This is a genomic window from Paenibacillus larvae subsp. larvae (assembly GCF_002003265.1).
Lineage (GTDB): Bacteria > Bacillota > Bacilli > Paenibacillales > NBRC-103111 > Paenibacillus_H > Paenibacillus_H larvae.
This window is the reverse complement of the sequence record NZ_CP019687.1, coordinates 2,721,119-2,744,562: the sequence shown is the minus strand read 5'-3', so window position 1 is coordinate 2,744,562 and position 23,444 is coordinate 2,721,119. Positions and strand designations below refer to the sequence as shown.

26 protein-coding genes and 2 pseudogenes are annotated in these 23,444 nt (G+C 45.1%); 19 read left to right on the top strand and 9 right to left on the bottom strand.

The window, feature by feature from the left end; genetic code table 11:
• The first annotated feature begins 21 nt into the window (after positions 1-21).
• From BXP28_RS14180 to BXP28_RS14170, 3 genes are all read left to right on the top strand, one after another.
• A complete protein-coding gene (locus BXP28_RS14180; protein ID WP_036655338.1) occupies positions 22-1,239 on the top strand; it encodes an MFS transporter in 1,218 nt (405 codons plus the stop codon).
• Positions 1,240-1,496: 257 nt separating this feature from the next.
• Positions 1,497-2,480 carry a phosphotransferase gene (locus BXP28_RS14175; protein ID WP_051427941.1) on the top strand — a complete coding sequence of 328 codons (984 nt, stop codon included), beginning with the start codon at positions 1,497-1,499 and terminating at the stop codon, positions 2,478-2,480.
• 331 nt (positions 2,481-2,811) lie between these two features.
• A complete protein-coding gene (locus tag BXP28_RS14170) occupies positions 2,812-3,714 on the top strand; it encodes a DMT family transporter (RefSeq protein ID WP_024093249.1) in 903 nt (300 codons plus the stop codon).
• Here the strand turns inward: BXP28_RS14170 and BXP28_RS14165 are convergent.
• Positions 3,711-4,502 carry a YwmB family TATA-box binding protein gene (locus tag BXP28_RS14165; protein WP_036655336.1) on the bottom strand — a complete coding sequence of 264 codons (792 nt, stop codon included), beginning with the start codon at positions 4,500-4,502 and terminating at the stop codon, positions 3,711-3,713. The two genes, BXP28_RS14170 and BXP28_RS14165, sit on opposite strands and share 4 nt — an antisense overlap.
• Positions 4,503-4,901: 399 nt before the next feature.
• On the opposite strand from BXP28_RS14165, the gene BXP28_RS14160 reads away from it, so the two are divergent.
• Positions 4,902-5,633 (top strand): VOC family protein, encoded by a 732-nt coding sequence (locus tag BXP28_RS14160; protein WP_024093251.1) that lies wholly within the window; start codon positions 4,902-4,904, stop codon positions 5,631-5,633.
• 50 nt (positions 5,634-5,683) lie between these two features.
• A complete protein-coding gene (locus BXP28_RS14155; protein WP_024093252.1) occupies positions 5,684-6,166 on the top strand; it encodes a hypothetical protein in 483 nt (160 codons plus the stop codon).
• Positions 6,167-6,239: 73 nt separating this feature from the next.
• On the opposite strand, the gene BXP28_RS14150 is transcribed toward BXP28_RS14155, so the two are convergent.
• From BXP28_RS14150 to BXP28_RS14125, 6 genes are all read right to left on the bottom strand, one after another.
• Entirely contained in the window at positions 6,240-6,761 is a 522-nt protein-coding gene (locus BXP28_RS14150) for a C40 family peptidase (protein WP_024093253.1), read from the bottom strand.
• Positions 6,762-6,918: 157 nt separating this feature from the next.
• Complete coding sequence (locus BXP28_RS14145) at positions 6,919-8,298, bottom strand: sensor histidine kinase (protein ID WP_036655335.1); 1,380 nt, start codon at positions 8,296-8,298, stop codon at positions 6,919-6,921.
• A complete protein-coding gene (locus BXP28_RS14140) occupies positions 8,288-8,989 on the bottom strand; it encodes a response regulator transcription factor (protein ID WP_024093255.1) in 702 nt (233 codons plus the stop codon). Before BXP28_RS14140 ends, BXP28_RS14145 begins: the two co-directional genes overlap by 11 nt.
• 201 nt (positions 8,990-9,190) lie before the next feature.
• Positions 9,191-10,060 (bottom strand): IS3 family transposase, encoded by an 870-nt coding sequence (locus BXP28_RS14135; protein ID WP_237087288.1) that lies wholly within the window; start codon positions 10,058-10,060, stop codon positions 9,191-9,193.
• 20 nt (positions 10,061-10,080) lie between these two features.
• Positions 10,081-10,764, bottom strand: coding sequence for a helix-turn-helix domain-containing protein (locus BXP28_RS14130; protein WP_077585102.1), 684 nt, complete (start codon positions 10,762-10,764; stop codon positions 10,081-10,083).
• Between the two features lie 92 nt (positions 10,765-10,856).
• A complete protein-coding gene (locus tag BXP28_RS14125) occupies positions 10,857-11,450 on the bottom strand; it encodes an undecaprenyl-diphosphatase (protein ID WP_023484761.1) in 594 nt (197 codons plus the stop codon).
• Between the two features lie 226 nt (positions 11,451-11,676).
• Between BXP28_RS14125 and BXP28_RS14120 the strand changes: the two are divergent.
• The 6 genes and pseudogenes from BXP28_RS14120 to BXP28_RS14100 all read left to right on the top strand — a co-directional run bounded on the left by BXP28_RS14120 (position 11,677) and on the right by BXP28_RS14100 (position 15,375).
• Positions 11,677-12,406, top strand: a pseudogene (locus BXP28_RS14120) (ABC transporter ATP-binding protein).
• 45 nt (positions 12,407-12,451) lie between these two features.
• Positions 12,452-12,640 carry a hypothetical protein gene (locus tag BXP28_RS23340; RefSeq protein WP_023484763.1) on the top strand — a complete coding sequence of 63 codons (189 nt, stop codon included), beginning with the start codon at positions 12,452-12,454 and terminating at the stop codon, positions 12,638-12,640.
• Between the two features lie 5 nt (positions 12,641-12,645).
• Positions 12,646-12,948, top strand: a pseudogene (gene tnpA, locus BXP28_RS14115) (IS200/IS605 family transposase); the annotation flags it as partial.
• 4 nt (positions 12,949-12,952) lie between these two features.
• Positions 12,953-13,966 (top strand): RNA-guided endonuclease TnpB family protein, encoded by a 1,014-nt coding sequence (locus BXP28_RS14110; RefSeq protein WP_024093261.1) that lies wholly within the window; start codon positions 12,953-12,955, stop codon positions 13,964-13,966.
• 455 nt (positions 13,967-14,421) lie between these two features.
• Complete coding sequence (locus tag BXP28_RS14105) at positions 14,422-14,934, top strand: ABC transporter permease (RefSeq protein WP_023485184.1); 513 nt, start codon at positions 14,422-14,424, stop codon at positions 14,932-14,934.
• Between the two features lie 72 nt (positions 14,935-15,006).
• A complete protein-coding gene (locus BXP28_RS14100) occupies positions 15,007-15,375 on the top strand; it encodes a hypothetical protein (protein WP_023485183.1) in 369 nt (122 codons plus the stop codon).
• 98 nt (positions 15,376-15,473) lie between these two features.
• On the opposite strand, the gene BXP28_RS14095 is transcribed toward BXP28_RS14100, so the two are convergent.
• Together BXP28_RS14095 and BXP28_RS14090 are read right to left on the bottom strand one after the other, a co-directional pair.
• The gene (locus tag BXP28_RS14095) at positions 15,474-16,697 is read right to left on the bottom strand and encodes a BaiN/RdsA family NAD(P)/FAD-dependent oxidoreductase (RefSeq protein WP_023485182.1); all 1,224 of its coding nucleotides are present in this window, start codon (positions 16,695-16,697) and stop codon (positions 15,474-15,476) included.
• 44 nt (positions 16,698-16,741) lie between these two features.
• A complete protein-coding gene (locus tag BXP28_RS14090; RefSeq protein ID WP_051427940.1) occupies positions 16,742-17,764 on the bottom strand; it encodes a metallophosphoesterase family protein in 1,023 nt (340 codons plus the stop codon).
• A gap of 139 nt (positions 17,765-17,903) precedes the next feature.
• On the opposite strand from BXP28_RS14090, the gene BXP28_RS14085 reads away from it, so the two are divergent.
• The 8 genes from BXP28_RS14085 (at position 17,904) to BXP28_RS14050 (ending at position 23,024) form a co-directional block, all read left to right on the top strand.
• Positions 17,904-18,590 carry an SHOCT domain-containing protein gene (locus BXP28_RS14085; protein ID WP_023485180.1) on the top strand — a complete coding sequence of 229 codons (687 nt, stop codon included), beginning with the start codon at positions 17,904-17,906 and terminating at the stop codon, positions 18,588-18,590.
• Positions 18,591-18,849: 259 nt separating this feature from the next.
• Positions 18,850-19,140, top strand: a complete 291-nt coding sequence (locus BXP28_RS14080) for a LiaF transmembrane domain-containing protein (protein WP_024093265.1) — start codon at positions 18,850-18,852, stop codon at positions 19,138-19,140.
• 54 nt (positions 19,141-19,194) lie between these two features.
• Complete coding sequence (locus BXP28_RS14075; RefSeq protein WP_036655324.1) at positions 19,195-19,860, top strand: PspA/IM30 family protein; 666 nt, start codon at positions 19,195-19,197, stop codon at positions 19,858-19,860.
• 6 nt (positions 19,861-19,866) lie between these two features.
• A complete protein-coding gene (locus BXP28_RS14070; RefSeq protein ID WP_023485178.1) occupies positions 19,867-20,385 on the top strand; it encodes a PspC domain-containing protein in 519 nt (172 codons plus the stop codon).
• A gap of 2 nt (positions 20,386-20,387) precedes the next feature.
• Entirely contained in the window at positions 20,388-21,110 is a 723-nt protein-coding gene (locus tag BXP28_RS14065) for a PspA/IM30 family protein (protein ID WP_023485177.1), read from the top strand.
• Positions 21,111-21,227: 117 nt separating this feature from the next.
• Positions 21,228-22,094 (top strand): prolipoprotein diacylglyceryl transferase, encoded by an 867-nt coding sequence (locus BXP28_RS14060; protein WP_023485176.1) that lies wholly within the window; start codon positions 21,228-21,230, stop codon positions 22,092-22,094.
• Between the two features lie 3 nt (positions 22,095-22,097).
• Positions 22,098-22,451, top strand: coding sequence for a DUF3905 domain-containing protein (locus BXP28_RS14055; RefSeq protein WP_023485175.1), 354 nt, complete (start codon positions 22,098-22,100; stop codon positions 22,449-22,451).
• A 144-nt stretch (positions 22,452-22,595) separates the two neighbouring features.
• Entirely contained in the window at positions 22,596-23,024 is a 429-nt protein-coding gene (locus BXP28_RS14050; RefSeq protein WP_077585259.1) for a BrxA/BrxB family bacilliredoxin, read from the top strand.
• The last annotated feature ends 420 nt before the right edge of the window (positions 23,025-23,444 follow it).

Genomic DNA, 23,444 nt, shown 5'->3' with positions numbered 1-23,444 from the left:
CTATAAAAAGGAGTTTGGTTTATGAACAGCTTACTTAAAAACAAAGTATTTCTTCGTGTGATGCTTTCCGACATTTTACAGAATATGGGTATATGGATCCGGAACATCGCACTGCTTTTTTTCATCATGGAGCATACAAACCATAATCCGGTGATGGTTTCTATGCTTACTGTAATAGAATACGCTCCCATTTTCCTGTTCTCGTTTATTGGAGGGGCACTTGCCGACCGCTGGAACCCGAAAAAAACGATGGTCTGGGGAGATTTCCTCAGTGCAGCCTCCGTAGCGGTTATCCTTCTTCTCGTTTGGATGGGATACTGGCAGGCTGTCTTTCTTGCCACTTTTGTCTCGGCTATAGTTTCACAGTTCTCCCAGCCTTGCTCTTCTAAAATTTTCAAACGCTTTGTTCCCGAGGAACAAGTGGGTACTGCTATTGGCCTGGTGCAAAGCCTGTTCTCACTCTTCTTTATTGTGGGTCCGGTCATCGGAACTTTTATTTACGTGCAGCTTGGTATTTTCCCTTCTTTAATCTGCTTGATCGTGATCTTTATCTTGTCAGGTTGTGTGCTGATAGGATTGCCTGAAACAGAGAAGGAGGATGAAGAACCATCCAATTTTACCGAGGAGATCAAAAAGGGTTTTTCGTATGTCAAAGGAAATTCGAATCTGGTTGCGATCTGTTTGATGTTTATGGTAATCGGTTTATCAGGAGGTCTCATTCAACCGTTGGATGTGTTTATTGTTACTGAAAGGCTTGGTTTAGATAAAGAACATCTCCAGTGGTTCAGTGCCCTTGCCGGGGTGGGGATGCTGATTGGAGGGATCGTAGTTTCTTCTTTAGCCGGGCGTCTTAACGTGAGAACTACATTAATGGCGGTTTTTTTGTTTGACGCAAGTGCAATCGTGATCGAGGCTCTTTCCACTACGGTATGGATTACTGCCCCCCTTCGGTTTTTAACCGGCTTTTTCCTTGCATTCACTCAGGTGATGCTCAGCATGTTTATGATTACCAATGTGGAAGAGAAATATATTGGCCGTGTGAACGGGCTGATTTCTCCAATTATGACGGGATTTCTGCTGATCGGTACCCTTTTCTCGGGACCTTTCATGGCATCTTTTTCCTTGGTCTTGGTATTCACTATCTCTGCCATCATTCTGCTCCTGGCCTTGTTCCCATTGTCAAGGCTGAAGGTAAATCTGGGAAAGAAGGCCGCCCAGTCCAATCAGGCAAAAGCTTGATTTCATCCTAAGAATTGCTTTTTCAGGCCATCTTCTGCCCGTAAAGAGATGAGCCTGGTTTATTTTCGATTTATTATGGAACCAAACGGGGTATAAAAGTGTCTAATATGTAAGTTTTTTCTGTTCTATTCTGACCGTCCCGGGAAAACAGGGGAATAATCAGACAATACGGCGGATGGCCAATTGCAGGCTTTTTTTCGCGAATATCGTCCATATAAAGAAGAGAGGGATAGGCAGATAAAATAAGGGGGGTTACTATGGATGTGCATATGCACTCTATTCAGGATGAAATTATGGAAACGCTCTCTGCTATACTGTCTTTGCAGGTGCTGGACGCGGTTCCCATCCATAGGGGATGGTTGAACTTAAAGTGGAAGGTAATAACAGATGAAGGGGTCATGTTCGTCAAACAATATAGTGCAGAGCGGTGCCAGAATATTGACTTGTCCGAGATTTACCTGACACTCCGCTTTCAGGAGTTCCTTCACCACAGCGGCATTCCCTGTCCTCTTCCTATAGCCAAATCAGGGAATCTTCTGCATCAGACTCCGGGAGGACAGAGGTTTGTCGTCATGCCGTTCTGTCCGGGGGAAATGGTCAAGCCGGGCAAGCTGAACGAGCATCAGGCCCATCATTTGGGGCGAATGACCGGTAAAATGCACCGTTTGCTGAACGAGGGGCCATCCGCTCATCGTCACGAACTGTTCTGGATACCGCCTTCTATAAGTGAGCAGTTGCAAGTATGGCAGAAGGCCAAGGACCAGGCGGAACGGTCCGGAAGTCCCGGTGTATTGCAAAAGCTGGAAAAGCGGAGACATCTTATTGAAAGAATGAATGTACAAGAATTCGAAGAAGCACGCACGGGATGGACCCATCAGGATTTATGGGTGGATAATCTGCTTTTCTATCCCAGAGAGCTTTCTTCTATTTTGGATTTTGACCGTCTGCGATACAGCTATCCTGAACTGGACGTAGCAAGGTCCGTGTTGTCCGGCATGCTGGAGGGAGAAACCCTGCACATTAACAGGGTATCGGCTTTCCTTGACGGATACAGAGAAGAGATTCCTTTCGCACCAGGGGAAATAGCTCGCTCTCTGCGACTGATATGGTGGCTGGAATCCCCTTATTGGCTTACAGAGAATATGGAAAATTTCGGCACCTTTCCGCACCGTTTTTCCGAAGAAATGTCCTGGCTGATGGATCACTGGGACGAACTGGATGAGAGGTTGGGACAAGCTTAGCCGGAATGCCTAGGTTAAGGTTAACCCCCGGGTCAACGTTCTTGGCCTGGGGGTTAGTTTTTTTCCGAAGCTTCATCATCTCTAAAGCTCAAACCTTTTTCTTTTTACAATAATAATTAATTTTAAATTAATTAATTCGATATAAGTGAAGGAATGACATTGGAAGCGGTTTCTTAGTTTAATAGCATGGAATCCATGTAAAAAGGTGGTTATTTTACTGCGTTATCCAGATAAATAGTTAAAGCCGGGTTGACGAAATGCCTCTTAATTTCTTAAAGTGAAGAAAGCGCATATGTGAAATAGATCATATAGAAAAAGGAGTTTGAAAGGCATGTGGGTATTGTACGCTTTTGGTGCAGCGGTGCTGTTCGGACTCAGAGGAGTTTTGTACCAATGGACTTCCAGCAGACCGATTCCACGGGATTTGATGTTGTTTGCCGTGTATGTATGCGGTGCGATAATATCCATTCTGCTGACAGCCGTTAACGGGCAAACTTATACGATGGCTGCATTGCTTGGATGTGTGATGGGGCTGCTCTCTTATATATCTAACTCAGCGATGTACAAAGGGTTTGCTACCGGGAAAGCTTCTCTCGTAGCCCTGCTTACAGGACTTTCGCCTGTAGTCGTGGTACTTTTTGCTTTCGGCCTTTGGGGCGAAACATTGACCGTTGGTCAAATTATAGCTTTTCTGATTATTTTGTCCGGAATGATCATGATTCGTTACTCAGGGGATTTATCCCTGTCCAATATGAGAGGTGCCCAGTGGGGGCTTCTGGCTATGCTTGGCTTTGCTTTTACGGATATTACCTCCAAGCAGTCCATGTTATGGGGCGGACAGACTTTACCTATTCTGGTCGGGATGTATGTAACCGGGGCGGTCTTGTTCGGATGCACGTGGATTATTGGTATTTTGAGAAACAAAAGGGACATGCATGAAGCTCACTCTGTCGCTCATGAAATAGCGGCAACGTTAGAACAACCTGTGTGGCCTGCGTCCAAAACAGTAGCCTGGGGATTGTTCGTCGGTTTGACCAATATTTTTGGAATGGTTTTTCTGCTCAAGGCCTATGAAACCGGAATAACTGGCCTTGTTTCGGCCATTGAAGCCAGCAATGTACTGCTTGTGATCTTTTATGCCAGACTGTTCCTGAAAGAAAAGTTTTCCAGGATGGAAGTTTTCGGGATCACTTTTACCATTGCCGGGCTTATGCTGATCCGATTAATTGGCTAAAAATCAGATGTGATAACCGGAGTTGCAAGCGTTAGGGTCCATGCTCCGGTTTCAGTGTGCTGATGAACGGCCGCCTGTACATTCACCGTATTGTCTCCGCTTTGGATCTTCGTTTCTATGTAGGGAGAATGGAGAGTAACATTTCTTGATTGACCGTTTTCGTAAGCTTCCAGCCGTGATGCAGACAAGGATGCGGCCACTTGGGCCAAAACGGATTCTGCTTTGGACTGGTCAAGATTTCCGTCCGTCCGGATAGTTTCTCCCCGAAGCCCGGGAGTGATTTCGCCGCGAAGCATTATACGCCATTCCGGGGATATCCCCTGTGAGTTAAGCTGTTTTTCCACCCGTTGTTGAGCTTCTTTAATCTGGATCAGATCTGTTTCGGAATGGAACGGAAGGGAGATTAGCATATAAGCATCCCCGGAATCCATTTCTGCTAAGCGCAGAATCAGCGGGGCTCCCCCGGGTAAAGTGGTTTTTCCCTCGTATATGGCATGTCCGGATTCTTCTAGTAAAGAACTCCGGGTTATGCCGAATTGTCCCGCTAACCGGTTCCCCAACTGCTCAAGTTCTTTCCTGTTGATGATTCCTGTATAAACAGTTCCGAAAGTCATCGTAATTTCCGGGGTCTCCTTCATCATACCTGAGGCAGTATTCCAGAGCAGTTCGGTTTCTCTGGAAGGCTCACTTTCCACGGTAGATGGAATAAGGATAAAGCAAAGAGTTGCCGCTATTATTATGGCCGCTGCCGCTGCCCATTTGTTCCGTTTCCAAAAGCAGGATGCCATTACGGGGTCCCCCTCATGAATAGATTTCCCTAAGTTCTCTTAATCTGTGTTTCTATATCTTTAATCTATGTTTCTTTATTTTTCTGCAAAGTGATAATCTAGTAACCAGCATGGACAGAATAATAGATTTTTATACAGCCGAATCCAATTTCATCAAACTAATGCTTAAATGCGGTTCAGGTTTTTCTACGGAGATCAGTGATTTGATTCCCGGACCGGATTGATCAATGGAGAACCCGATGGAAGTGCGAACCCTGCCATTCATAACGCAACTTTAGGCCGGATATTTCGTTAAAAGATTTGCTTGACGAAAAGTCCGCTCATCGTGTCTATTTAGTGAAGAGCCATCGTTCAACCAGATTCAAAGGCGGGAACGAGAAAAAGGGGAGGTTTGCAATAGTGACGTTTGCCTGTTTAGTTGAAATCCATCTGCCTGTTTTGGATGTAGCCATTTCAGCGGAATGGTATCAGAAATACTTCGGTATGAAGGTAATTCATCAGGAGGAGCAAAAGGTGAAGCTGGCCATGCAGGAAGGAACCCTGCTTTCGCTGGAGCAAGCCATGGAATTGAATCATTATGTGGAATGTCCGTTCAATGTGAACGTATATGAAGCGGTGGAAGTCTACGAGAGATTGAAAAGGGGCGGGGTGAAGATATACGAAGAACCGGGACCCTTCCATCATATGACCTGTTTCAAAGTGGCTGATCCAAACGGATATCCCATTGGAGTAGTCAGCTGGCGGGAGGAAGGATACGAAAATATTCCAATTATTCGTCTGGGAGGTGCGTTTCTGCCGGTCAGCAGTCTCGGCAAAGCCCTGGATTGGTACGAGCGCTGTCTTGGAATCACCCGCCGGTATGAATTTACAATCCGCGTGCCCGGTTACGCTGAGGCGTTTCAGGCGGCTACGCTTGGCAATATTAACTTAACCCTGGTTGAAATACCATCAGCTGTTTCTCTGCAGGGCAGACCTTTCTCTATTGGAACGACGAACCCTAAGGGCCAATACAAACAGCTTCGCGCCAAAGGGGTCATGGTCAGCAGTTACGAGGATTGCGGAGGAAAAAGCTCTTTCCAATTCCTGGATCCGGATGAACATGAAATCGGCGTAGTCGGGATTTTACAGTAGCATCCTCTTTGCGGCAGGCATATACTGCCAGTGAAAGCGGAGGGGATAACATGAGCCGTATGGACAAGAACAAACGGCCGATCATGGATCAAATTGAACAGTTTCTCGGGCAGCCGCTTCCGGAATTCATTGATCAGCTGGCCAGAATCGAATCTGCTGTCGAAGGTGTTCTAAAACAGGTGCTGCCGGACTTCCAAGGCGGGAAAGAGACCCGGGAAGTACGTTCAAAGAAAAGCAAACCGTTAAGCACATCAAAAGGGCCTCCTTCTGCGGAAACCTTTGAGACGCATACCCATGTATATGCACGCATACGTCTTCACCGGCGGGAAGATCCGAAATCTTTGCAAGTGCTTGTCAGGTCTGATCATGTGAAAATCATCGGTTTGCTGTATGAGCCGGAGATGATCATTTCATTCCCCAGCATAGTGGCACCTAAAACTGCCAAGGCCAAAGTGAGAGACGGGTTTCTGCAAATAGAGGCGCGTAAACGTAAAGCGAAAGATTCTTATTATGAAACATTTATTGAGTTGTAACCAAAACAACAAAAGCACCTAACAGGGAAGAAGAAAATTCCTCCGGTGTTAGGTGCTTTATGTTAAGTAAGAATTACAGTACGCGGCGTGCGGTTACATAACGTTTGGACCAGTTGCCTTCCAGCTTGGAGTAAGTTACGCCCGGTTTGCCGTAAGTATGAAGGATTTTGTTGTCTCCCGCATAGATGGCTACGTGAGTGACTTTACCTTTACGTTTACTGCCTTTTGAAGGCCCAAAGAAGATCAGATCGCCTTTTTGAAGGTCTTTTCTGTCTACAAACTTACCTTGTTTTGCCTGATCTTTGGAAGCACGTTTCAAGGTGATTCCGTTTTGCTTGTACACATATTGAACGAAAGAAGAACAGTCAAAATTTCTGGTTTGTCCTGCTTTGGCCCCGAATTTATAAGGGGTCCCCATATATTTTTTGCCAAGCTTGATAATTTTATCTGCAGTTGCGGCTGCGGAAGTAGAAGCAGATTTATCAGATGCGGCCGCACTTGCTTTTGGAAGCTCAGCAAGAAGCCCTCCGGAAAAGGTAACTGTCAAAGCAATGCCTGCTACAAGAACTTTTTTGGACCATGATGTTTTTTTCATAGTTGCCTCCTTAAGCTGTTCTGTTTAAAAAACTGACAAGCCCAAGTATAGCAAACCTGAAAAAACCTCCGAAAAGGAATGTAAGCGTTTACTATCAGGTCTGTTAAGAGGTTCACTCCTTTTATGAGAGAACCATTAGAAAGATATGAAAATATTTTTATCCACGTTTTCCCTTGTACGGAAGCTTGATGGTCACCGTTGTCCCTTTGTGCAAAACACTATCGATACGGATCGAGCCGGCATGCAGCTTGACGATATTTTCGGCTATAGCGAGCCCGAGTCCGGAACCTCCGCTTTTGCGGCTTCGGGCTTTATCGGTCCGGTAGAAACGGTCGAATAAATGGGGGAGATCTTCCTTGGCAATTCCGATTCCCTGGTCCTTTACCCGGAGCATAATGTGACGTTCTCCAGTCAGAACTTCAAATATAATTTCTTTTTGGCTGTATTTGATGGCATTGTCCAGGACGATAATAAGCAGCTGTCTGATCTTCTCAGGATTAGCCTCGATGAGGATCGCTTTTTCCTCGGGGATCCCCCTTAATTCAATATTCCTATGAAAAGTAAAGCTTAATGAAGAAATCGTGGAATGAATCAGGGGCAGAAGATCCACCTCCACAAAGCGCTTTCGTTCTTCTTCATCCGAATCAATGCCTATAAGCAGATTGTTGGTCAGTTCTTTCAAACGGACGGCTTCACTCAAAATGGCTTCGGTCGCTTCTTTCCTGATTTTAGGGTCATTATGAGCCCAGCGTTTCAGCAGGCGGGCATAACTTTCAATTATCGTCAGGGGGGTTCTAAGTTCATGGGAAGCGTCTGCAAGGAACTGTTTTTGTCTGTCAAACGTTTGCTCCAGACGTTCTATCATACTGTTGAACGTTCTGGTCAATTGCGCCAGTTCATCATCTTTAGAAGAAAGAGAGACCTCTAGACGCCGGAAAGTACCGCTTTTTTGAATACTTTCCATCGTGCGGACCAAATGTGTGATGGGACGGAAAAGCATTCGGGTATATAAGTAGCCCACCCCAATGGATAAAATAAAGGCTACAGCAGTTGAATACACCATAATAGAGAACAGGATATCCAGATTTTTATTCAGGGAATCCAGCTTCCGTCCAATTTCAAGTACGGCGGCCTGAGCACCCTGTTTTTCTATGGGAAACTGTACATACATCTCGAATCCGTTTTCTCCGTTAATCAGTTGGGAAACAGGGTGGCTTATCGCATGGTAGATAGAAGGATGGTTCAGAAGGTCAGGCTCGTTTTGAATGGAGTCCACTACGGTATGATCCGGTTTTATGATCCGAATCATCTCGTTGGAGGTAAGCACTGGTTTAGTGAGATCCTGGGGAAGCCGCAGTTCTGCGAAAATGGAGTTTATGTCTTGACTAAGTAGAGTTGTCCCTTTTTGTTCGATATCCTGTTTTTCGGTTTCACTGGAAATTTTGATGAAAAAGAAGTAGATAAAGGCATGAACCACGAGCAGAATCAGACAGACCATGGCCGTTTGAAGGAGGGACAGGCGGAGCTTAAGACTCACAGTCCTCACTTCCTTTCAGCAAATAACCAATACCTCTGATGGTATGGATGAGTTTTCCTTTAAATCCTTTTTCTATTTTTTGGCGAAGATAACGGATGTATACGTCAACAATATTCGTATCTCCTACGAAATCGTAACCCCATACGTCGGAGATGATGTCCTCACGTGTTCTAACCTCCCCTTTATGTTCCATCAAATATTGAAGCAGGTCGAACTCTTTGGGTGTAAGTTCAACCCACTGGCCATTCCTGCGAACTTCGCGGCTTTTCAGATTCATATCCAAGTCGTCGACATGAAGGGTCTGTTCATTTTCAGGTTGGTTCTGCTGTTCCGTAATTCTTAACAAGTTGCGGATACGAGCCAATAGTTCTTCGATAGCAAAAGGCTTCGTTACATAATCATTAGCCCCCTGATCGAGTCCGCTGACCCTGTCGGGAACGGCATCCCGGGCAGTAAGGAGAATAACGGGAACCGTCGGGTTATTCTGGCGGAGCCTGCGAAGAACTTCCAGTCCGCTCAGTTCCGGGAGCATAATATCAAGCAAGATCAAGTCCCATTTCTCTTGTAAAGCCAGTTCAAGTCCTGTGCGGCCATCTTCCGCAGTTTGGACCTCATATCCTTCATACTGCAGTTCGAGCTGCAATACCCGTGCAATTTTATGTTCATCCTCTACCAGTAAAATACGGCTCACAGCCTGCCCGCCTTCCCTGCTTATTTCTGCTTGTATCCATAGAGTTCCAGAAGGGGAGGATTTCCATACATGCCAAAGGTATGACCGCGAGAAAAAAAGAAGGAACCCGGTTAGATTATGAACTGACCCCTGTCAAGTAGACAGTGTAAAAAACAAAAAAAGTTGTGGCACTAACCGTATCCCCATGGTTGGTGCCATTTTCTATGCTGCTGAACTTAGAAGGTATTGCCTATATTCCAACGGCGTCATACAATTAAGTCTTTTCTGGTATCGACGAGTATTGTAGTAATCGATGTATTCTATCACGGTTGCTTCCAGTTCCTCATATGTATAGAACTTACGAAGATAATACATTTCGGATTTCATCATTCCCCAGAATGATTCCATTGGGCCATTATCTATACATCTGGATACCCTGGACATGCTTTGAGTCATACCTGCATCGTCTAGTTTTTTCTTGAAGATTTTACATGTATATTGGAAACCCCGGTCACTGTGAAAGAGGGGTATAGCGTCAGGATAAGTCATATGGGCGATATCAAAAGTTTTAAATACAAGTTCATTGTTGTTGGAATGCCCTACCACAAAAGAAACAATGCTTTTATCCGATAAATCAAGGATTGCACTAAGATAAGCCTTGTTTTGGTTGCCATACTTCATTTCAGTCACATCTGTGAGCCATTTTGTACCGAACTCAGAGGATTCAAAGTCTCTGTTCAAGATATTTTCCGCCGTAATTTCAGGCGTGGAATGGATGTAGTTTTTTCGCTTCCTGCGGCATACCGATTTAAGGCCTAGGATGCCCATAAGTCTGTATATTCGCTTATGATTGACAGTTAAATGGCGTTCCCGGTTTAGTTTAATGGTCATCTGGCGATATCCAAGGATGCCATCCTTTTCCTCGTAGGCATCTTTAATCATGGGAAGCAACGCTTTATTAAAGATCTCATTCATGCTTTCTTTCCGGTTGATCCATTTATAATACGATGAACGTTGGATCCCAATAAGATCACATAGTTGACATATGGGATATGACTTCGTTTCATGGAGCTCGCGTATTGCAAGGTATATCGTTTCATACCTTACCTGGCTTAGAACCGCCTCCTTTCGATCTCGTCCAGCTTTTTTAGCAAATCGATCTCCATCTGCTTCCTTCTGTTCTCAGCCTGTAACAGCTTATTCTGAGCCCTTAGTTTCTCCACTTCGGACATCTCATCCTCAGATTTTCTTTTCCCGCGTCTGTCCTGAAGTGCATCCACACCAGATGTTAAGTATTTATTTGTCCATGAATACACTTGCTGATAGGATACCTGGAATTTATCAGCTGTCTGGGCATAATTGTGTTGATGTTCAATGCAGAATCTGACGATTTCAACTCTCTCATCGTAAGTAGTTGTTCGTCCTTTTGTCATGATCGGCGCTCCTCCCGTTCCAAAAGTGTTCAACTTCTCATGACCATTATACTTCAGAATCCAATCGCGCAATTGGCAAGTTGACTTAATGCCATATCTTTTACATATATCCATGTGAGAACCGCCGCCAGCCAAATAGTCCTCGACAGCTATTCTTTTTAACTCTGCGGAGTAAGATGCATTCTGTGATGTTTGAAGCAATCCGTTTGGGCCTAGCGACTGGTAAGTCTGAAGCCATTGCCTAACGGATGAATGGCGTACATCAAGAAGTGCTGCTAAATGATTAAGCGAATCTTCTCCACGTAAATACTTTTCAACAGCTGCAATCTTTTCTGATCCTGATACTTTTGCTTTAGGGGACATGAAAAAATGCTCCTCCTTACAGTAAACAGTTTTATTATTTCAACTGTCTACCGCAAGGGGAGCATATCAGAGCAGAGGGTTCCTTCTTTCCCTTATTTAGGAAGGCTTGTTTTATTATTTCGGGGCTTGACCTTCGACAATAGTCGGTCATACAGGCTAATGGGTAGCTGAACCAAAGGTTCAAGACGATGTCTGGATTTATAAATAATCAGACTGGTCAGGAGACCGATGATGGCTCCGGCGATGATATCTGCCGGAAAATGCACGCCGATAAAAACCCGGGAGAGGGCAGTAAAGGCAGCGAGTCCCAGCATGTACCCCCCGGAACGCTTCCTCACCCAGTAGATAGCGAATGAAATAGAAAAGGCCGCCGTGGAATGATCACTTGGGAAAGAACTATCCGGCGCATGGTCCACCAGTTGAGTACCCAGATGCTCCACGAATGGACGGGGATGAAAATAAAACATGCCAATAATCTTTGAAATAAGGATAGCCAAAACAAAAGAAAATAGCGCGTAAAGGCTTGCCTTTTTCAGCTCCTTTTGTCCGGAAACCCATAACAGCACGAGAATTAACGGGAAAATATATGTGATGGTATGAGTAAAGAAAATCATAAGATTATCCAGCCAGGCAAACTGCCCGGCCCAGTCATTCACCACATAAAACAACTCGGTGTTTAAATTCATAGTATCGCCTTCCTTTCTGTTTGAACGGGACGGGTTGTTTTGTAGATGCTTTCCATTGTAATAAAAATCAGATCAAAAGGGAAATTTCAAACTCAAAAATAAGGGAAGGGCAGCCAATTCGAAACTTCAAGTTTGCCATGTTAAAATAGTTACAAAAAATAAATGAAACCCGGTTATAAGGATGGCTTTAAAACAAGAATCGGCAACAGAAAGAAGGAATGTGGAGATGGAAGTACTGCAGGTACACATTGAGGAAGCTGGTTACGATAATCAGACCACGGTTCTGCAAAACGTTTCTTTTCAAGTGGAAAGAGGCCAGCTTCGGTCTTATAGGGCCGAACGGGGCCGGCAAAAGTACCACAATCAAAGGGATTTTGGGTCTGTTGAAAGAGATGAAGGGAACTATAGAGTTTTTTGGGGAGCGAAAAGCGTTTGCCTATATTCCCGAGCATCCGATTTTGTACGATGATCTGACGCTTTGGGAACATCTGGAGCTTACGGCTTCCGTTTATGAGATGGAGGAGAGGATATTTCAGGAGAGGGCGGAGGCTTTGCTCAAACAGTTCCGGCTTGAAAAAGTGAAGCATCATTTGCCGGGAAGTTTCTCCAAAGGGATGCAGCAAAAAATGATGCTGATTATAGGTTTTTTAAACAGGCCCGACGTGTACATTGTGGACGAGCCGTTTATTGGTCTGGACCCTTATGCAACCAAAGATCTTCTCCATATGTTGGAGACTGAACGGGAACGGGGAGTCCCCATTTTAATGAGTACGCATGTCCTGGATACGGCTGAGCGGGTTTGTGACCGTTTCGTACTAATTTCGAATGGGACCCTTGCGGCGGAAGGCACACTGGATCAAATTCGTGACCAGGCTGCATTGCCTTCGGGAACTTTGTTGGAATGTTTTCATGAAATTTTGCAGCAGAAAGGAATGGGCGGACTTCCGGATTCTTGACAGTAGAAAGGAACCCATGTTTAACAAGAAAGGACTGTTTTGCCCATGATTACTGTTCAACAGTTAGTCCGAAGAAGGATTATAAGCAATCTGCTTTATCAATATAAAGCTTTGCGTTCTGCCGTGGACTGGACAGTGGCATTGTATCTGGTCATACCGGCTATAGCTATGGCTATGTATGAATACATACGAATGTGGCTTTTTCCGCCTGAGTGGTTTTATGTTCTGCCCTAGTAAAACAAGTGGAAATTCGATTCAAGGAGCTATTGGCTGAAATATGCCATCAGAATAGCTGGTTTATTGTGGCAATGGAAGTTATGGCCGATCATGTCCATCTGTTCCTGAATGGTCTTCCCACCGATTCTCCATCAGACGTAATGGCAAAAGTGAAGGGAGTGACCCCTCGAATATTAAGGCAAGAGTTCAAGCATCTTGCTCATTTGCCTAGTCTGTGGACACGTTCTTTTTTCGTTAGTACAGCAGGAAACGTATCAAGCGAAACAGTAAAGCGTTATGCCCAAGAACAAAAGAAAAGGGGGTGAACACATGCAAGCTTTAACCGTTAAGATACGCATATTTCCTGATCAACCAGCCATTCTACGTCAATTGGGAAATGAGTACATTCGGGTAGTCAATCAATTAACCAAACGGGCTGAACAATTAGGGGCATTTCCGAAAATGACTACAAAAGATGTAGAAACAGTTCTTCCGTCTGCCGTTTGTAATCAAGCGATTCGTGATGCCAAAAGTGTTTTCAGTAAAATCAAGAAACTTGGTGTTCGTCCAATTCTTAAAAAATCTGTATATTTCGTTAACAATCGAAACTACACAGTATCCGAAAATACAGTTGCGTTTCCTATCGTTGTAGATAAAAAGACGAAGAAAACAGCGTTTCGGGCTACAGCGACTAGCAGAGATATGGAACTGTTAAGAAAAGCCAAACTTGGATTGATGCGTATTATCGAAAAGTCAGGAAAATGGTACGCTCAAATTTCAATAGAAGTACCTACAAGCGTAACAAACAACGAAAACATCATGGGTATTGATCTTGGTTTGAAAGTTCCCGCTGTTTCTGTAACTTCTACGGGTAAAACCCGATTCTTTGGAAACGGCAGAGAAAATAAGTACATACGAAGAAAGTACCAACAACGCAGACGTAAATTAGGTAAACTCAAAAAATTGTCTGCCATTCGTAAGCCAGGTAATAAAGAGCAACGTTGGATGAAAGATCAAAATCATAAGATTAGTCGGCAAATTGTCGATACAGCCATTCAGGAAAATGTGTCCATAATCAAGCTTGAACGACTGGAGAATATTCGCAAGACGGCAAGAACAAGCCGCAAAAACGCAAAGAATCTGCATAGTTGGACTTTTTATCAGCTTCAACAATTCATCTCCTACAAAGCAAACCTAGTCGGCATAAAGATTGTGGAGGTAAATCCTGCCTACACTTCTCAAACATGTCCTGCTTCATGCGGATTCAACGCTCATCGAGATCGGGTTGGAGCGATCAATATCATGAATCAACCTGTGGCAGATGGTAACAGTCTGTCAGCCTAAGATGCTATATGCACTGTCTTAGGACGGGCTGATGAGACAGCCCTGAACTTGGGGGAACTACGGTTAGCAGAAATGCATGACCGACTACCACCCAAGAATCCCAGTGATACCAAAGGTGTCAGCTTGCGGCTTTAGCCGTGGGAGTCTCAACGCCTGCAACCTACTTCCGTTGGCATTATGCTGGTTATTTTGACGGCTTTCAAATGTTCAATGGGAATGCTGAAACAGATATACAGCTTAAAATGGCGAGGGTTTAAATGGTTTTTATTTTGGATGCCCACTCTCATTTTGTCCTGGTTTCTTCTGATGGTGTCCCTATTATGGGTAGAGAACCGTATTTGGATTAGTATTGTTCTTGCAGTATTGTTTATAGGGCCCTGCTTTTCCTGATTCCGGTCCGGCTTCGGCAAGAAGGAACGTTTTATTTAGAGGTTGACCGCTAATATAAGGCTAAAATGTGGCTGACGGGGTTACTGCTGCTTCAGGTTGTGGAAAAGCCCAGCCGTATCCGCAAAAGGCCCTGGCTGTTCCGTTCCTCCCAAAGGCTGTTCCGTAAACGGACACCTGCGAATGGACTGACAGAGGCTTTGATTAAACAAACATTCCGCAATCAGAGAGAAAGACTATCGTACGTTCAATTTATTATGATAAGTAGCATAGGAGCGGGGCTTGCTCCTGAGACAATCCGGATAATAGTATGGGTAGCGATTGCCTGCCTATTGACGTTGTGGGTCAAAATGAATGTAAAGGAGGGCCTTCAAGCTCCGTTTCTACGGCTGTTCTTTTTAGAAGATTGGGATAAAATTCAAGCCGTCCGTAAATCGGTTTTTTGGATTTCTTCTGTTCTCTTCGCCCCGATCAGTCTGGCAGCCGAAGTTGCATCTTTCGGATGGGCCGGGATTGTATTGGGTCCTTTGGCCGGGGCAGCGGCCGCATTCATTGCTTCGCAACTTTTCACCACCTGGTAAGGGCTTTCGAAGTATGGAGAAGCAACGAAATGCGCATGCTACGCATACAGTGACTCACAGGAAAGGAAGAAGATGAGCATGAGCAGTGCCCCGGTTTTCTTTTCATTTCAAAGCAAGGAATCAGTCAGGATGGCTTATGATACGCTGGCCGAGCTTGGATATCAACCGCATTTAGAAGAAACGGAAACATCAACACTTCATATCCATGTGGATGATCAGGATTTGAGCTCAGCGCTGCAAATCGTTCAGGCTCATGGCGGAGAGATGGTTGAGCGGTCAGGGGAAATAAACGAACCGGAGGCTTATGAGCGGGCTTACCATGTGGATGAAATACGGATTCCCGCTCATCTGGTGAATGAAGATATTCCGGATGCGGAAGCCCCGCATTTTGACCCTTCGGAGGACGATTACGACCATTTTTCAGGCGGTATTCATATTTGAAGCACAATCCCAATTTTATCGGATCGTGCACAAAAATTAAGCCAAGCTGGCGCCGGTATTCATCAGGTGTCAGCTTGGCTTGGTTTCATTTAAGTTTTTTATCTCGTTGAACAGCTTAATGCAGCATTTCTTCCTGCTGTATATCCGGTTGAGAAAGCAGCCGTAATGTTATATCCTCCCGTATACCCATGGATGTCCAAAATCTCTCCGCAAAAGAACAAGCCGGGCATGAGCTTGGACTGCATGGTCTTCGGATCTACTTCTTTCACATGAACGCCTCCTCCTGTAACAAAAGCTTCTTCCAGTGATAAAGTGCCGTTTATCTTGACAGGAAACTGTTTCATCAACCGGGTCAGTTCCATCCAGGGCTGCTTAGGAATATGATCATATGTCACAGCTTCATCAATCCCCGCACGTCCCAATAAAATAGGGACCAGTCTATCCGGAACATATCTCTTCAAAACATTTTTTACGGCTTTTTTGGATTCGGTCCGGGCATGCTCCAATGTTTCTTTGTACAGCTCGTCCTGACTCTTTTCAGGAAAAAGATCAATGGTCAATAAAACGGTACTTAGCCTGCTTCTTTTAAGTTCTTTTACGACAAATTGACTGCACCGTAAGGCGGCTGGGCCGGACAGTCCAAAATGGGTAAAGATCATACCCCCTTCATGCTGAATCAATTTTTTTCCCTTAAAGTTCCATACTGTTAACGTTACGTTCCTCAGGGATAACCCTTGAAGTTCCTTATCCCGGATGATGGAAGCCGAAGATGTGAGGGGGACCTCTGTAGGATAAAGTTCTGTAATCGTATGTCCGGCCGCTTCTGCCCAGGTATACCCGTCACCGGTTGAACCCGTATGGGGGACGGACTTTCCTCCTGTCGCCAGGATAATACAGGAAGCGGACAGTTTTTCACCGCTGTGAAGCAATACCCCTGAGGTCTTTCCGTCATCATACAGCACTTTCTTAACAGGAGAATTAACCCGGATTTCCACTCCTGTACTTTTCGCTTTCCCTATAAGCGTAACAACCACTGTTTTTGCTTTATCCGAAACGGGAAACATTCGTCCCCGGTCCTCTTCTTTCAGGGCAATTCCCATTTGTTCAAAAAAAGTGATAATATCCCTGCTTCCGAAAGTTTCCAAAGCACTGTGCAGAAACCGGCCGTTTCCCGGTATATTCCGGATCAGTTCATCATTTGTTTTGGCATTTGTGACGTTACAGCGTCCTCCACCCGAAATGCCGAGTTTTCTGCCTAACTTATTCCCTTTATCGATTAACCCTACCTTTGCACCGTATTCTGCCGCTGCTATGGCGGCCAATTGTAGGGGGATAAGTTGGAAAGGGAGGGTGGAAGACGAACCTGCTATTTGTACTTATAAACAAAAGGCTGCCCTGCCCACTCCTTCCTCGTATGATCCCTTACCCGGAAGATCACTTCTTTATCCGTAACATCAATGGTTAGGCTTTGGCTCCGGACAGGATGGATCGGCTCATTGTCGGCACCGTAAGTAAGGCGTACCGACCCGCAGCCTGCCATCATGAAAGTATCGCGGACAAACTGCTTCGTTTGCGCCGCATCATAATGGGTATGTCCTGATATAAAGACCACTTCGGGATGCCGATCCAATATCGCCCTTAGTTGTTTGTGCTGAGTAATCCCCAATTCTTTATCCGTCCCTTCCAGTGTAAAAGGAAGGGGCTGATGAAGAAAAACAAAAACCGGTTTTCGGGAGTCTTTCTTTTCCCGGGTTCTCGGCTTTAGACGCTTTTCCAGCCAGGCCAGTTGAATATTTGATAAATAAGCGTTCTCAAATGTCTCGGGATGGTCGTCCCGGTAAGATTCGGAACCAAGAAAAATAAACTGGAAACCGTTAATCCAGGTTTCGTGGTACACTTGTTTATAAGGGAAATACTTCAGAAACAGTTTTTTCGCCTTTTCGGAGGACCAGTTCGGGTTAAGCTGTTTCGGATTCCACGATCCGCCCGGTTGACGCCAAATCTGGTAATAGTCATGATTTCCCATGACCGCATGTAATGGAGGGTGGGGGGAAGCGGATAAAATCCCGGACAAGGCTTCATAATCCTGCTCCATACCTCCCGTCAAATCACCGTTAAGAACCATCAGCTTGCTGTCCGGCACATGTTTATGATAATCTTCCAGAGCATTCCGCAGCAGCCGGTGACTTTTTTTATCACCCTTTTCAATATGTAGATCACTCAATACTTGAAAAGTAAGCAGCTTGGGTTCCTGGGAGAGGGCTTCATGAGATCGAATCTCCTTGTCGTCCGAGAAAACACCGGTAGAACCGGCTATAGAAAATGAACCTGTTGCAATCAGCAAACCCAGCATCCCAAGTAAACCAAGTATTAATTTCGTTCGTTTCATTCCCGGTAACCTCCGCCTTAACAAAAGTTATGGTTAGTGTGGGAAAGACCGGGGAAAATATGCATAGGAAAGCAACCCAAACGCCTGCCGAATCGTAAATGATACAAGAATAAACAAGTAAGGAGGCGAACCATATAGGATGAATCTCTGGAAAAGGGTCATACAAAGAAAGTTATCACTAGCCTATTTTCTTATCAGTCTGCTTTTCATAGTGGCAGGGTTCTGGTTTGCCATTCCCAGGTTAAAGGGGTTAGGTATTACATGGACACTCATTTCCGTTGTTATGGGTATTTATTACGGATTGGATTTATTCACTAAAAGGGGAGTCTTCCGGGCCGCTGAAACTGTTGACAGAGAAGCAAAACGTCATTCTAAATCACAAACTTTATCTTCTATGATGGATAAAATCACAGCTTGGCTTCACGGTTTAAAAAACCGGCTTACTTCTCCCAAAGTAAACAGCAGGGAAAACGAACGCGAGGTAAGAGCTCAAGCTGAAACCAACCGGGATAGTCATGAAACTGTTTCTCAATCCCGGAACCCTTATTTCCAAGAAGATGATGACTTAACAACAAGAACCAACGACCAGCTGCAGAAGGCCCAAGACCAGGCAGCTTCTTCCAGAGAGGAGACCTCGGAAGGTTTCATAATCCCGGACAGCCAGACAGCCATTCCTATGCCGCCTGCAGGAGGTTTTCATGATGAACGTGTGCAGGACAGTTTTGAGATCCGCCTCCGGAGTTTAGAGCACCTGCGCCGGGATGGGCTTATATCGGAAGAGGAATACCAGGAGAAACGCAAGCAAATTTTAGAGGATAAATGGTAACAGATGGACCTTTAAAGTTAAAGTATATGACTCATGCTAAAAGCCGCCATTAAGCGGCTTTTGTAATATATATTAGCTTTTGGTTGGGCTGGTCCAGGCCTGTCCTTCCCCACGGTCTTAGATTCACCCCGATTTAGGTCCAGTAACAAATACCGACGCGGGTCCGTTTTGGGGGGACCTGAATTCGACTAGAATAAAGACATAACAAAGACAATAACAAATTTACCAGATGACTTGGTGAAAGGCGGTGAATAGGGACATGAAGAAAAACAGCGGAATGGCTTTGGTACTTATTCTTTTTGGAGTATGGATGTTACTTAGCAAGCTGGGAATTCACTTAAGTCCGATCATGGGGTACCTGGTGCCGATTGCAATGGTAATTATCGGGTACATCGGGATTAAAAACGGCAGTGTGATGGGATGGATTGTTGCCCTGCTCGGAGTATTCGTACTACTTGGCAAATTAACAACTATCTTCATTATCATCTTCGCGGTTGTACTGATCGGTATAGGTTTTTCCATGCTGAAGAAACCGAGTAATCCTTATTAATGGAAGTAAAGAAAGGACGATTGATCCTCATATAATAAAGGTGGTTAGATAAGAATGAGCATAATGAAAAGAATCCGCGATATAACTGTAGCCTCCTTCAATGAAATGCTGGAAAAAGCGGAAAACCCGGTCCGGATGATTGATCAGTATCTATACGCCAAAAGAGAACAGCTGTACCAGGCCGACCGGCTTTATCAGCAATGCCAGAACCACTCTTCTTCCTTAAGACAACAGTATCTGGCTGCACTGGAACTCAAGGAAAAGCGGGAACATCAAGCTGAACTCGCACTGAAAGCCGGAGAAGAAGACATTGCCAGAGTGATTCTTCAAGAAAAAATGCAGGCGGAAGAAAAAAGTGAACAATATCGGGAACTATACGAGCAGGCCCAGCAGTCACTTCAGGATTTGGAAGAAGACCTCCATGTAATGCGCCGGGATTATCAAGAAGTTGCGGATAAACGTACTTACTACGTATCCCGGATGGAATCAGCTATGCTGCAGCGCCGGATAAACCAACAATTCGGGCACTCAGGAGATTTTGGTCCCTCCTCCCGCATGTTTTACCGGATGGAAGACCACGTAACCGACATGGAACTTGAAGCAAGAGCCATGCGGGATGTAAGAAGGGCTACCCAGGAAGGCATGGCGCCAAGAACTCATCATCCTGCCTTAGAACGAGAACTGGAGGCCCTTCGCAAAAAGTTAAACCAGGAAGGGTGATAACTGATGAATAAACTTTACCGATCCAGAAGGGACAAGAGGATAACCGGTCTTCTGGGAGGTCTTGCAGAAAAGTTTAATATAGATGCAACCTTACTCCGGCTGGTCGTAGCCATTGCGACTATCTTTAGTGGGGGTACCATTGTCCCTCTATATATTATAGCGAGCATTGTAATTCCCAAAGAACCACATTATCCTTACGATCCTTATGCTAATCCATACGACAGACCCGGATATGGCCCTTACGGGGAACCGTTCCAAAGAGATCCGTATCAAGGGGGAGATCAGGCGGGAAACGGCAGATACTCCCATACATGGAGGCCGGACCCTTACAGGGAGCCGTCTTATAGGCCCCGTACCGAATCATCCTATGAAATACCTAAAACAGAGCCTAAAGACAATATCGATAGCATGATGAAAGATATCGAGCGTAAAGCCATGGAAAAAGAGCTGGAGGAACTCCGTAGGAAAGTGGCGGACTTGGAAAAAAAACAAAATCAAAACTTTAACAAAGGAGATGTGTAACGATGGGAGTATTTTCTAGAATAAAAGATATGACAAGAGCATCTGTAAATGAAATGCTGGATAAAGTGGAAGATCCGATTGTAATGTTGAACCAATATATCCGTGATATGGAAGAAGAAATAGCCCAAGCGGAAGTAACTGTAGCCAAACAAATTGCCAATGAGCGTAAATTAAAACAGCGTCTGGACGAATTTGCCCGCCTTGCGGCTGACAGGGAAAGCAAAGCAGCTGCTGCACTTGGGGCAGGACAAGAAGCAATGGCACGCCAAGCTCTTGAAGAAAAACTGTACTACGATGAAAAGATAGCGGAATATGCAGATTTGCACGCAAGCTCCAGAAGTCAGGCTGAAGAACTGACTCACCAACTGCATCAAATGAAAGATGAATTTTATAAAATGCGCAACAAGCGCAACGAACTTGTATCCCGAGCCCAACTCGCTAAAGCGAAGAAGCAAATGGCCCAGGTTACTTACAATGGTGTTATTGAGAGCGGGGCTGCCTCCCGCGGCTTCCACCGGATGGAAGAAAAAATCATGCAAATGGAAGTGGAAGCGGAAATGGTGCGCAAGCCTTACATTCCCGGAAGCAGCCTAGGTTCGGCTAACGGATGCGGTAGCAGCAACCAACCCCCTGTTGACCCGGCCAAACAAGCCAAACTTGAAGAACAAATGGCTTTGCTGAAAGAAAAGATGGGCGTAACCACTCCGAAAGCAGAACAAGAATAAAATCTTTCCAAGCCAGCGGCTAAATGTCGCTGGCTTTTTTGTGTCTTTTTCGTTTACGATAAGGGGTAAGGATCCTGCCTTTCGGAACAGACGGGCAGCTAAAGGAGAAAAAAAGGTATGGATATTTGGTCAATAGGTCCCTTTCAACTTAAAGCTGAACTGATTATTTCCCTGATCAGTGCAGCAGCCGGACTTGCAGCTATCAAGATAGTCCACCGAAAGTCCGGCTGGCACAGTGCACCGGTGACGGATTTGGTATTTAACGGACTAGTTATTATCTTCTTGTTTTGGAAATTCGGGCATGTGCTTTCTGACCCCTCCTTATTATGGGAAAATTCATCATTAGTGGTCCTGGCAAGCGGAACCGGCAAAGATATTATTCTCGGGACGCTGGTGGCAATTCTATATATTTCAGCCCAGGCGGGGAAAACTTCTCTGGATGGGGCAACATGGCTGGACTTCCTGGCTTATGGCTTGACAGCCGGGGGGAGCATGTATTTTATTCTGCATCAGGAGCCTTCCTTCGTTTTTGCATGGCCATGGGAAACGGATTCAGCGGCATTTTCCCAGCCCGTTTCCTTGTATATGGGGATATTGCTTGTTCTGCTTGGATTACGCTTCATTCTGCTGCCTCCCGGTAGGAGGGGGACGGCATTCAGCTTTCTGCTGATCTGGTTTGGGCTAAGCGGACTTATCGTAAGCCTGTTCTCACCCCAGACTATCTGGCGATGGGGCCTGAGCAGCGGACAGTTCGTTTATTTGTTTTTTCCGATTATAGGTATGATACTGGATTGGTTATTTTTTCGGATGGAGAAGAACAGATTGGAACATACTACATCCCGAAAGGAGATGAATACCATGACAGACAAAAATAACTCCAAGGCTCAGGATTTGCAAGAACAGGAGAACAAAAATAGAAAAAAGAACAGTCATACAGGCGGTGTGGATAAAAAATTAAACGGTCCTAACCGTCCTTCCACTTAAACGATGGCCAGACGGCGCAAAAAAAGACAACTATCGCTGGACCCGTTCGAAATTAATTTTCTTCCTGAATTTGAACATGGCCGGGGCCCGAGAGAACCGTTTGTCAACCAATACGGAGTCGTGATAGGAGATTATGAATATGCTTCTCCCCATTCTCCTCTGGAGCAATGGGATAAGCATACCGATCCGGCCGTCATGGCGGGTGACCAGTGGGTTCATCCATATAAAGATATCGGGTTTCATACTGCGGAGAACAAAGCTTATTTTGAACGAGGGATTCCCCCTCAAGGAGAAATGTTTATGCATCCTGCTGAAAATACTTCCGCTAACCTGGAACCTCCTAAATCCGGGGATTAATATTCCCCGGTTTTTTAACCAAAAATTACCTATTTATTTGTCAGGAGGTTCATACACTCTCTTTGCTTTCCTTCTTCATACAGGTATAATAAAAGGAACGAAAGTGCCCACATAAACAGGATATAAGGAGTGAAAGCTACTATGATGTCTTTTAATTCATATATGAGAGACATGGTTCAACCGATGAGAGATGAACTGACACGCTTGGGAATCAAGGAGCTTTTGACACCGGAAGATGTAACGAATGCATTGGAAGGTTCAAAGGGAACTCAACTTCTTGTGATTAACTCTGTATGCGGCTGTGCCGCAGGTCAATGCCGCCCGGGGGTTGCTTTGGCCCTCGAGCATTCGGTTAAGCCGGATGAACTGTACACAGTATTTGCCGGACAGGATAAAGAGGCAACGGCCAAGGCCAGGGAGTACATTGAGGGATACCCTCCATCATCTCCGTCGATCGCTTTATTTAAAGATGGCAAGCTGGTTCATTTCATTCAGCGTTATCAGGTGGAAGACCGTACCGCAGAGATGATCGCAAGCGACCTGATTGCGGCTTTTGATGAGCATTGCAAATAAGAACGATTCATACTGGTTCGACGCATACCCCCGTTCAGCTATGTCTGGCGGGGGTTAACTGTGCGCGAGTATCTGAAGTCGCAAGTATCAATCGTTAGCAGACTCTTTGATTTTGTCCCTTAGTGCCACTCTCCCTTTGACTCAGAACAATTCATAATACGGGCGTTTTTTGAAGGTACGGGTAGGCTCTTTCTGAATGAAGGGGAGAGTGGAGCAAGGCAGCGATATCATACATAGTTTTGGTAAGCAAGGGGCAGGGTCAAACTGGCGGATTTTTTGGGGATTTCATTGTCTTTGCGGTTTCCGAGTCGGTTCTTCTTTTGGCACAGTCATGTCAGTTTTGAATTCTCAAGCTTAAAAGACTATACTGACCTTAATATGAGAGTCTGTAAAACCGACCGGTCCCGAAGGGCATACAGA

Coding starts and splice junctions, on each gene's coding strand:
- BXP28_RS14150 (WP_024093253.1), bottom strand. CDS start 6,761: ATGAAAAAAACATCATGGTCCAAAAAAGTTCTTGTAGCAGGCATTGCT.
- BXP28_RS14105 (WP_023485184.1), top strand. CDS start 14,422: ATGTGGCTGACGGGGTTACTGCTGCTTCAGGTTGTGGAAAAGCCCAGC.
- BXP28_RS14080 (WP_024093265.1), top strand. CDS start 18,850: ATGAAGAAAAACAGCGGAATGGCTTTGGTACTTATTCTTTTTGGAGTA.
- BXP28_RS14055 (WP_023485175.1), top strand. CDS start 22,098: ATGGCCAGACGGCGCAAAAAAAGACAACTATCGCTGGACCCGTTCGAA.
- BXP28_RS14155 (WP_024093252.1), top strand. CDS start 5,684: ATGAGCCGTATGGACAAGAACAAACGGCCGATCATGGATCAAATTGAA.
- BXP28_RS14165 (WP_036655336.1), bottom strand. CDS start 4,502: ATGGCATCCTGCTTTTGGAAACGGAACAAATGGGCAGCGGCAGCGGCC.
- BXP28_RS14175 (WP_051427941.1), top strand. CDS start 1,497: ATGGATGTGCATATGCACTCTATTCAGGATGAAATTATGGAAACGCTC.
- BXP28_RS14085 (WP_023485180.1), top strand. CDS start 17,904: ATGAATCTCTGGAAAAGGGTCATACAAAGAAAGTTATCACTAGCCTAT.
- BXP28_RS14100 (WP_023485183.1), top strand. CDS start 15,007: ATGAGCATGAGCAGTGCCCCGGTTTTCTTTTCATTTCAAAGCAAGGAA.
- BXP28_RS14130 (WP_077585102.1), bottom strand. CDS start 10,764: ATGTCCCCTAAAGCAAAAGTATCAGGATCAGAAAAGATTGCAGCTGTT.
- BXP28_RS14170 (WP_024093249.1), top strand. CDS start 2,812: ATGTGGGTATTGTACGCTTTTGGTGCAGCGGTGCTGTTCGGACTCAGA.
- BXP28_RS14125 (WP_023484761.1), bottom strand. CDS start 11,450: ATGAATTTAAACACCGAGTTGTTTTATGTGGTGAATGACTGGGCCGGG.
- BXP28_RS14180 (WP_036655338.1), top strand. CDS start 22: ATGAACAGCTTACTTAAAAACAAAGTATTTCTTCGTGTGATGCTTTCC.
- BXP28_RS14060 (WP_023485176.1), top strand. CDS start 21,228: ATGGATATTTGGTCAATAGGTCCCTTTCAACTTAAAGCTGAACTGATT.
- BXP28_RS14070 (WP_023485178.1), top strand. CDS start 19,867: ATGAATAAACTTTACCGATCCAGAAGGGACAAGAGGATAACCGGTCTT.
- BXP28_RS14090 (WP_051427940.1), bottom strand. CDS start 17,764: ATGAAACGAACGAAATTAATACTTGGTTTACTTGGGATGCTGGGTTTG.
- BXP28_RS14075 (WP_036655324.1), top strand. CDS start 19,195: ATGAGCATAATGAAAAGAATCCGCGATATAACTGTAGCCTCCTTCAAT.
- BXP28_RS14065 (WP_023485177.1), top strand. CDS start 20,388: ATGGGAGTATTTTCTAGAATAAAAGATATGACAAGAGCATCTGTAAAT.
- BXP28_RS14110 (WP_024093261.1), top strand. CDS start 12,953: ATGCAAGCTTTAACCGTTAAGATACGCATATTTCCTGATCAACCAGCC.
- BXP28_RS14050 (WP_077585259.1), top strand. CDS start 22,596: ATGTCTTTTAATTCATATATGAGAGACATGGTTCAACCGATGAGAGAT.
- BXP28_RS23340 (WP_023484763.1), top strand. CDS start 12,452: ATGATTACTGTTCAACAGTTAGTCCGAAGAAGGATTATAAGCAATCTG.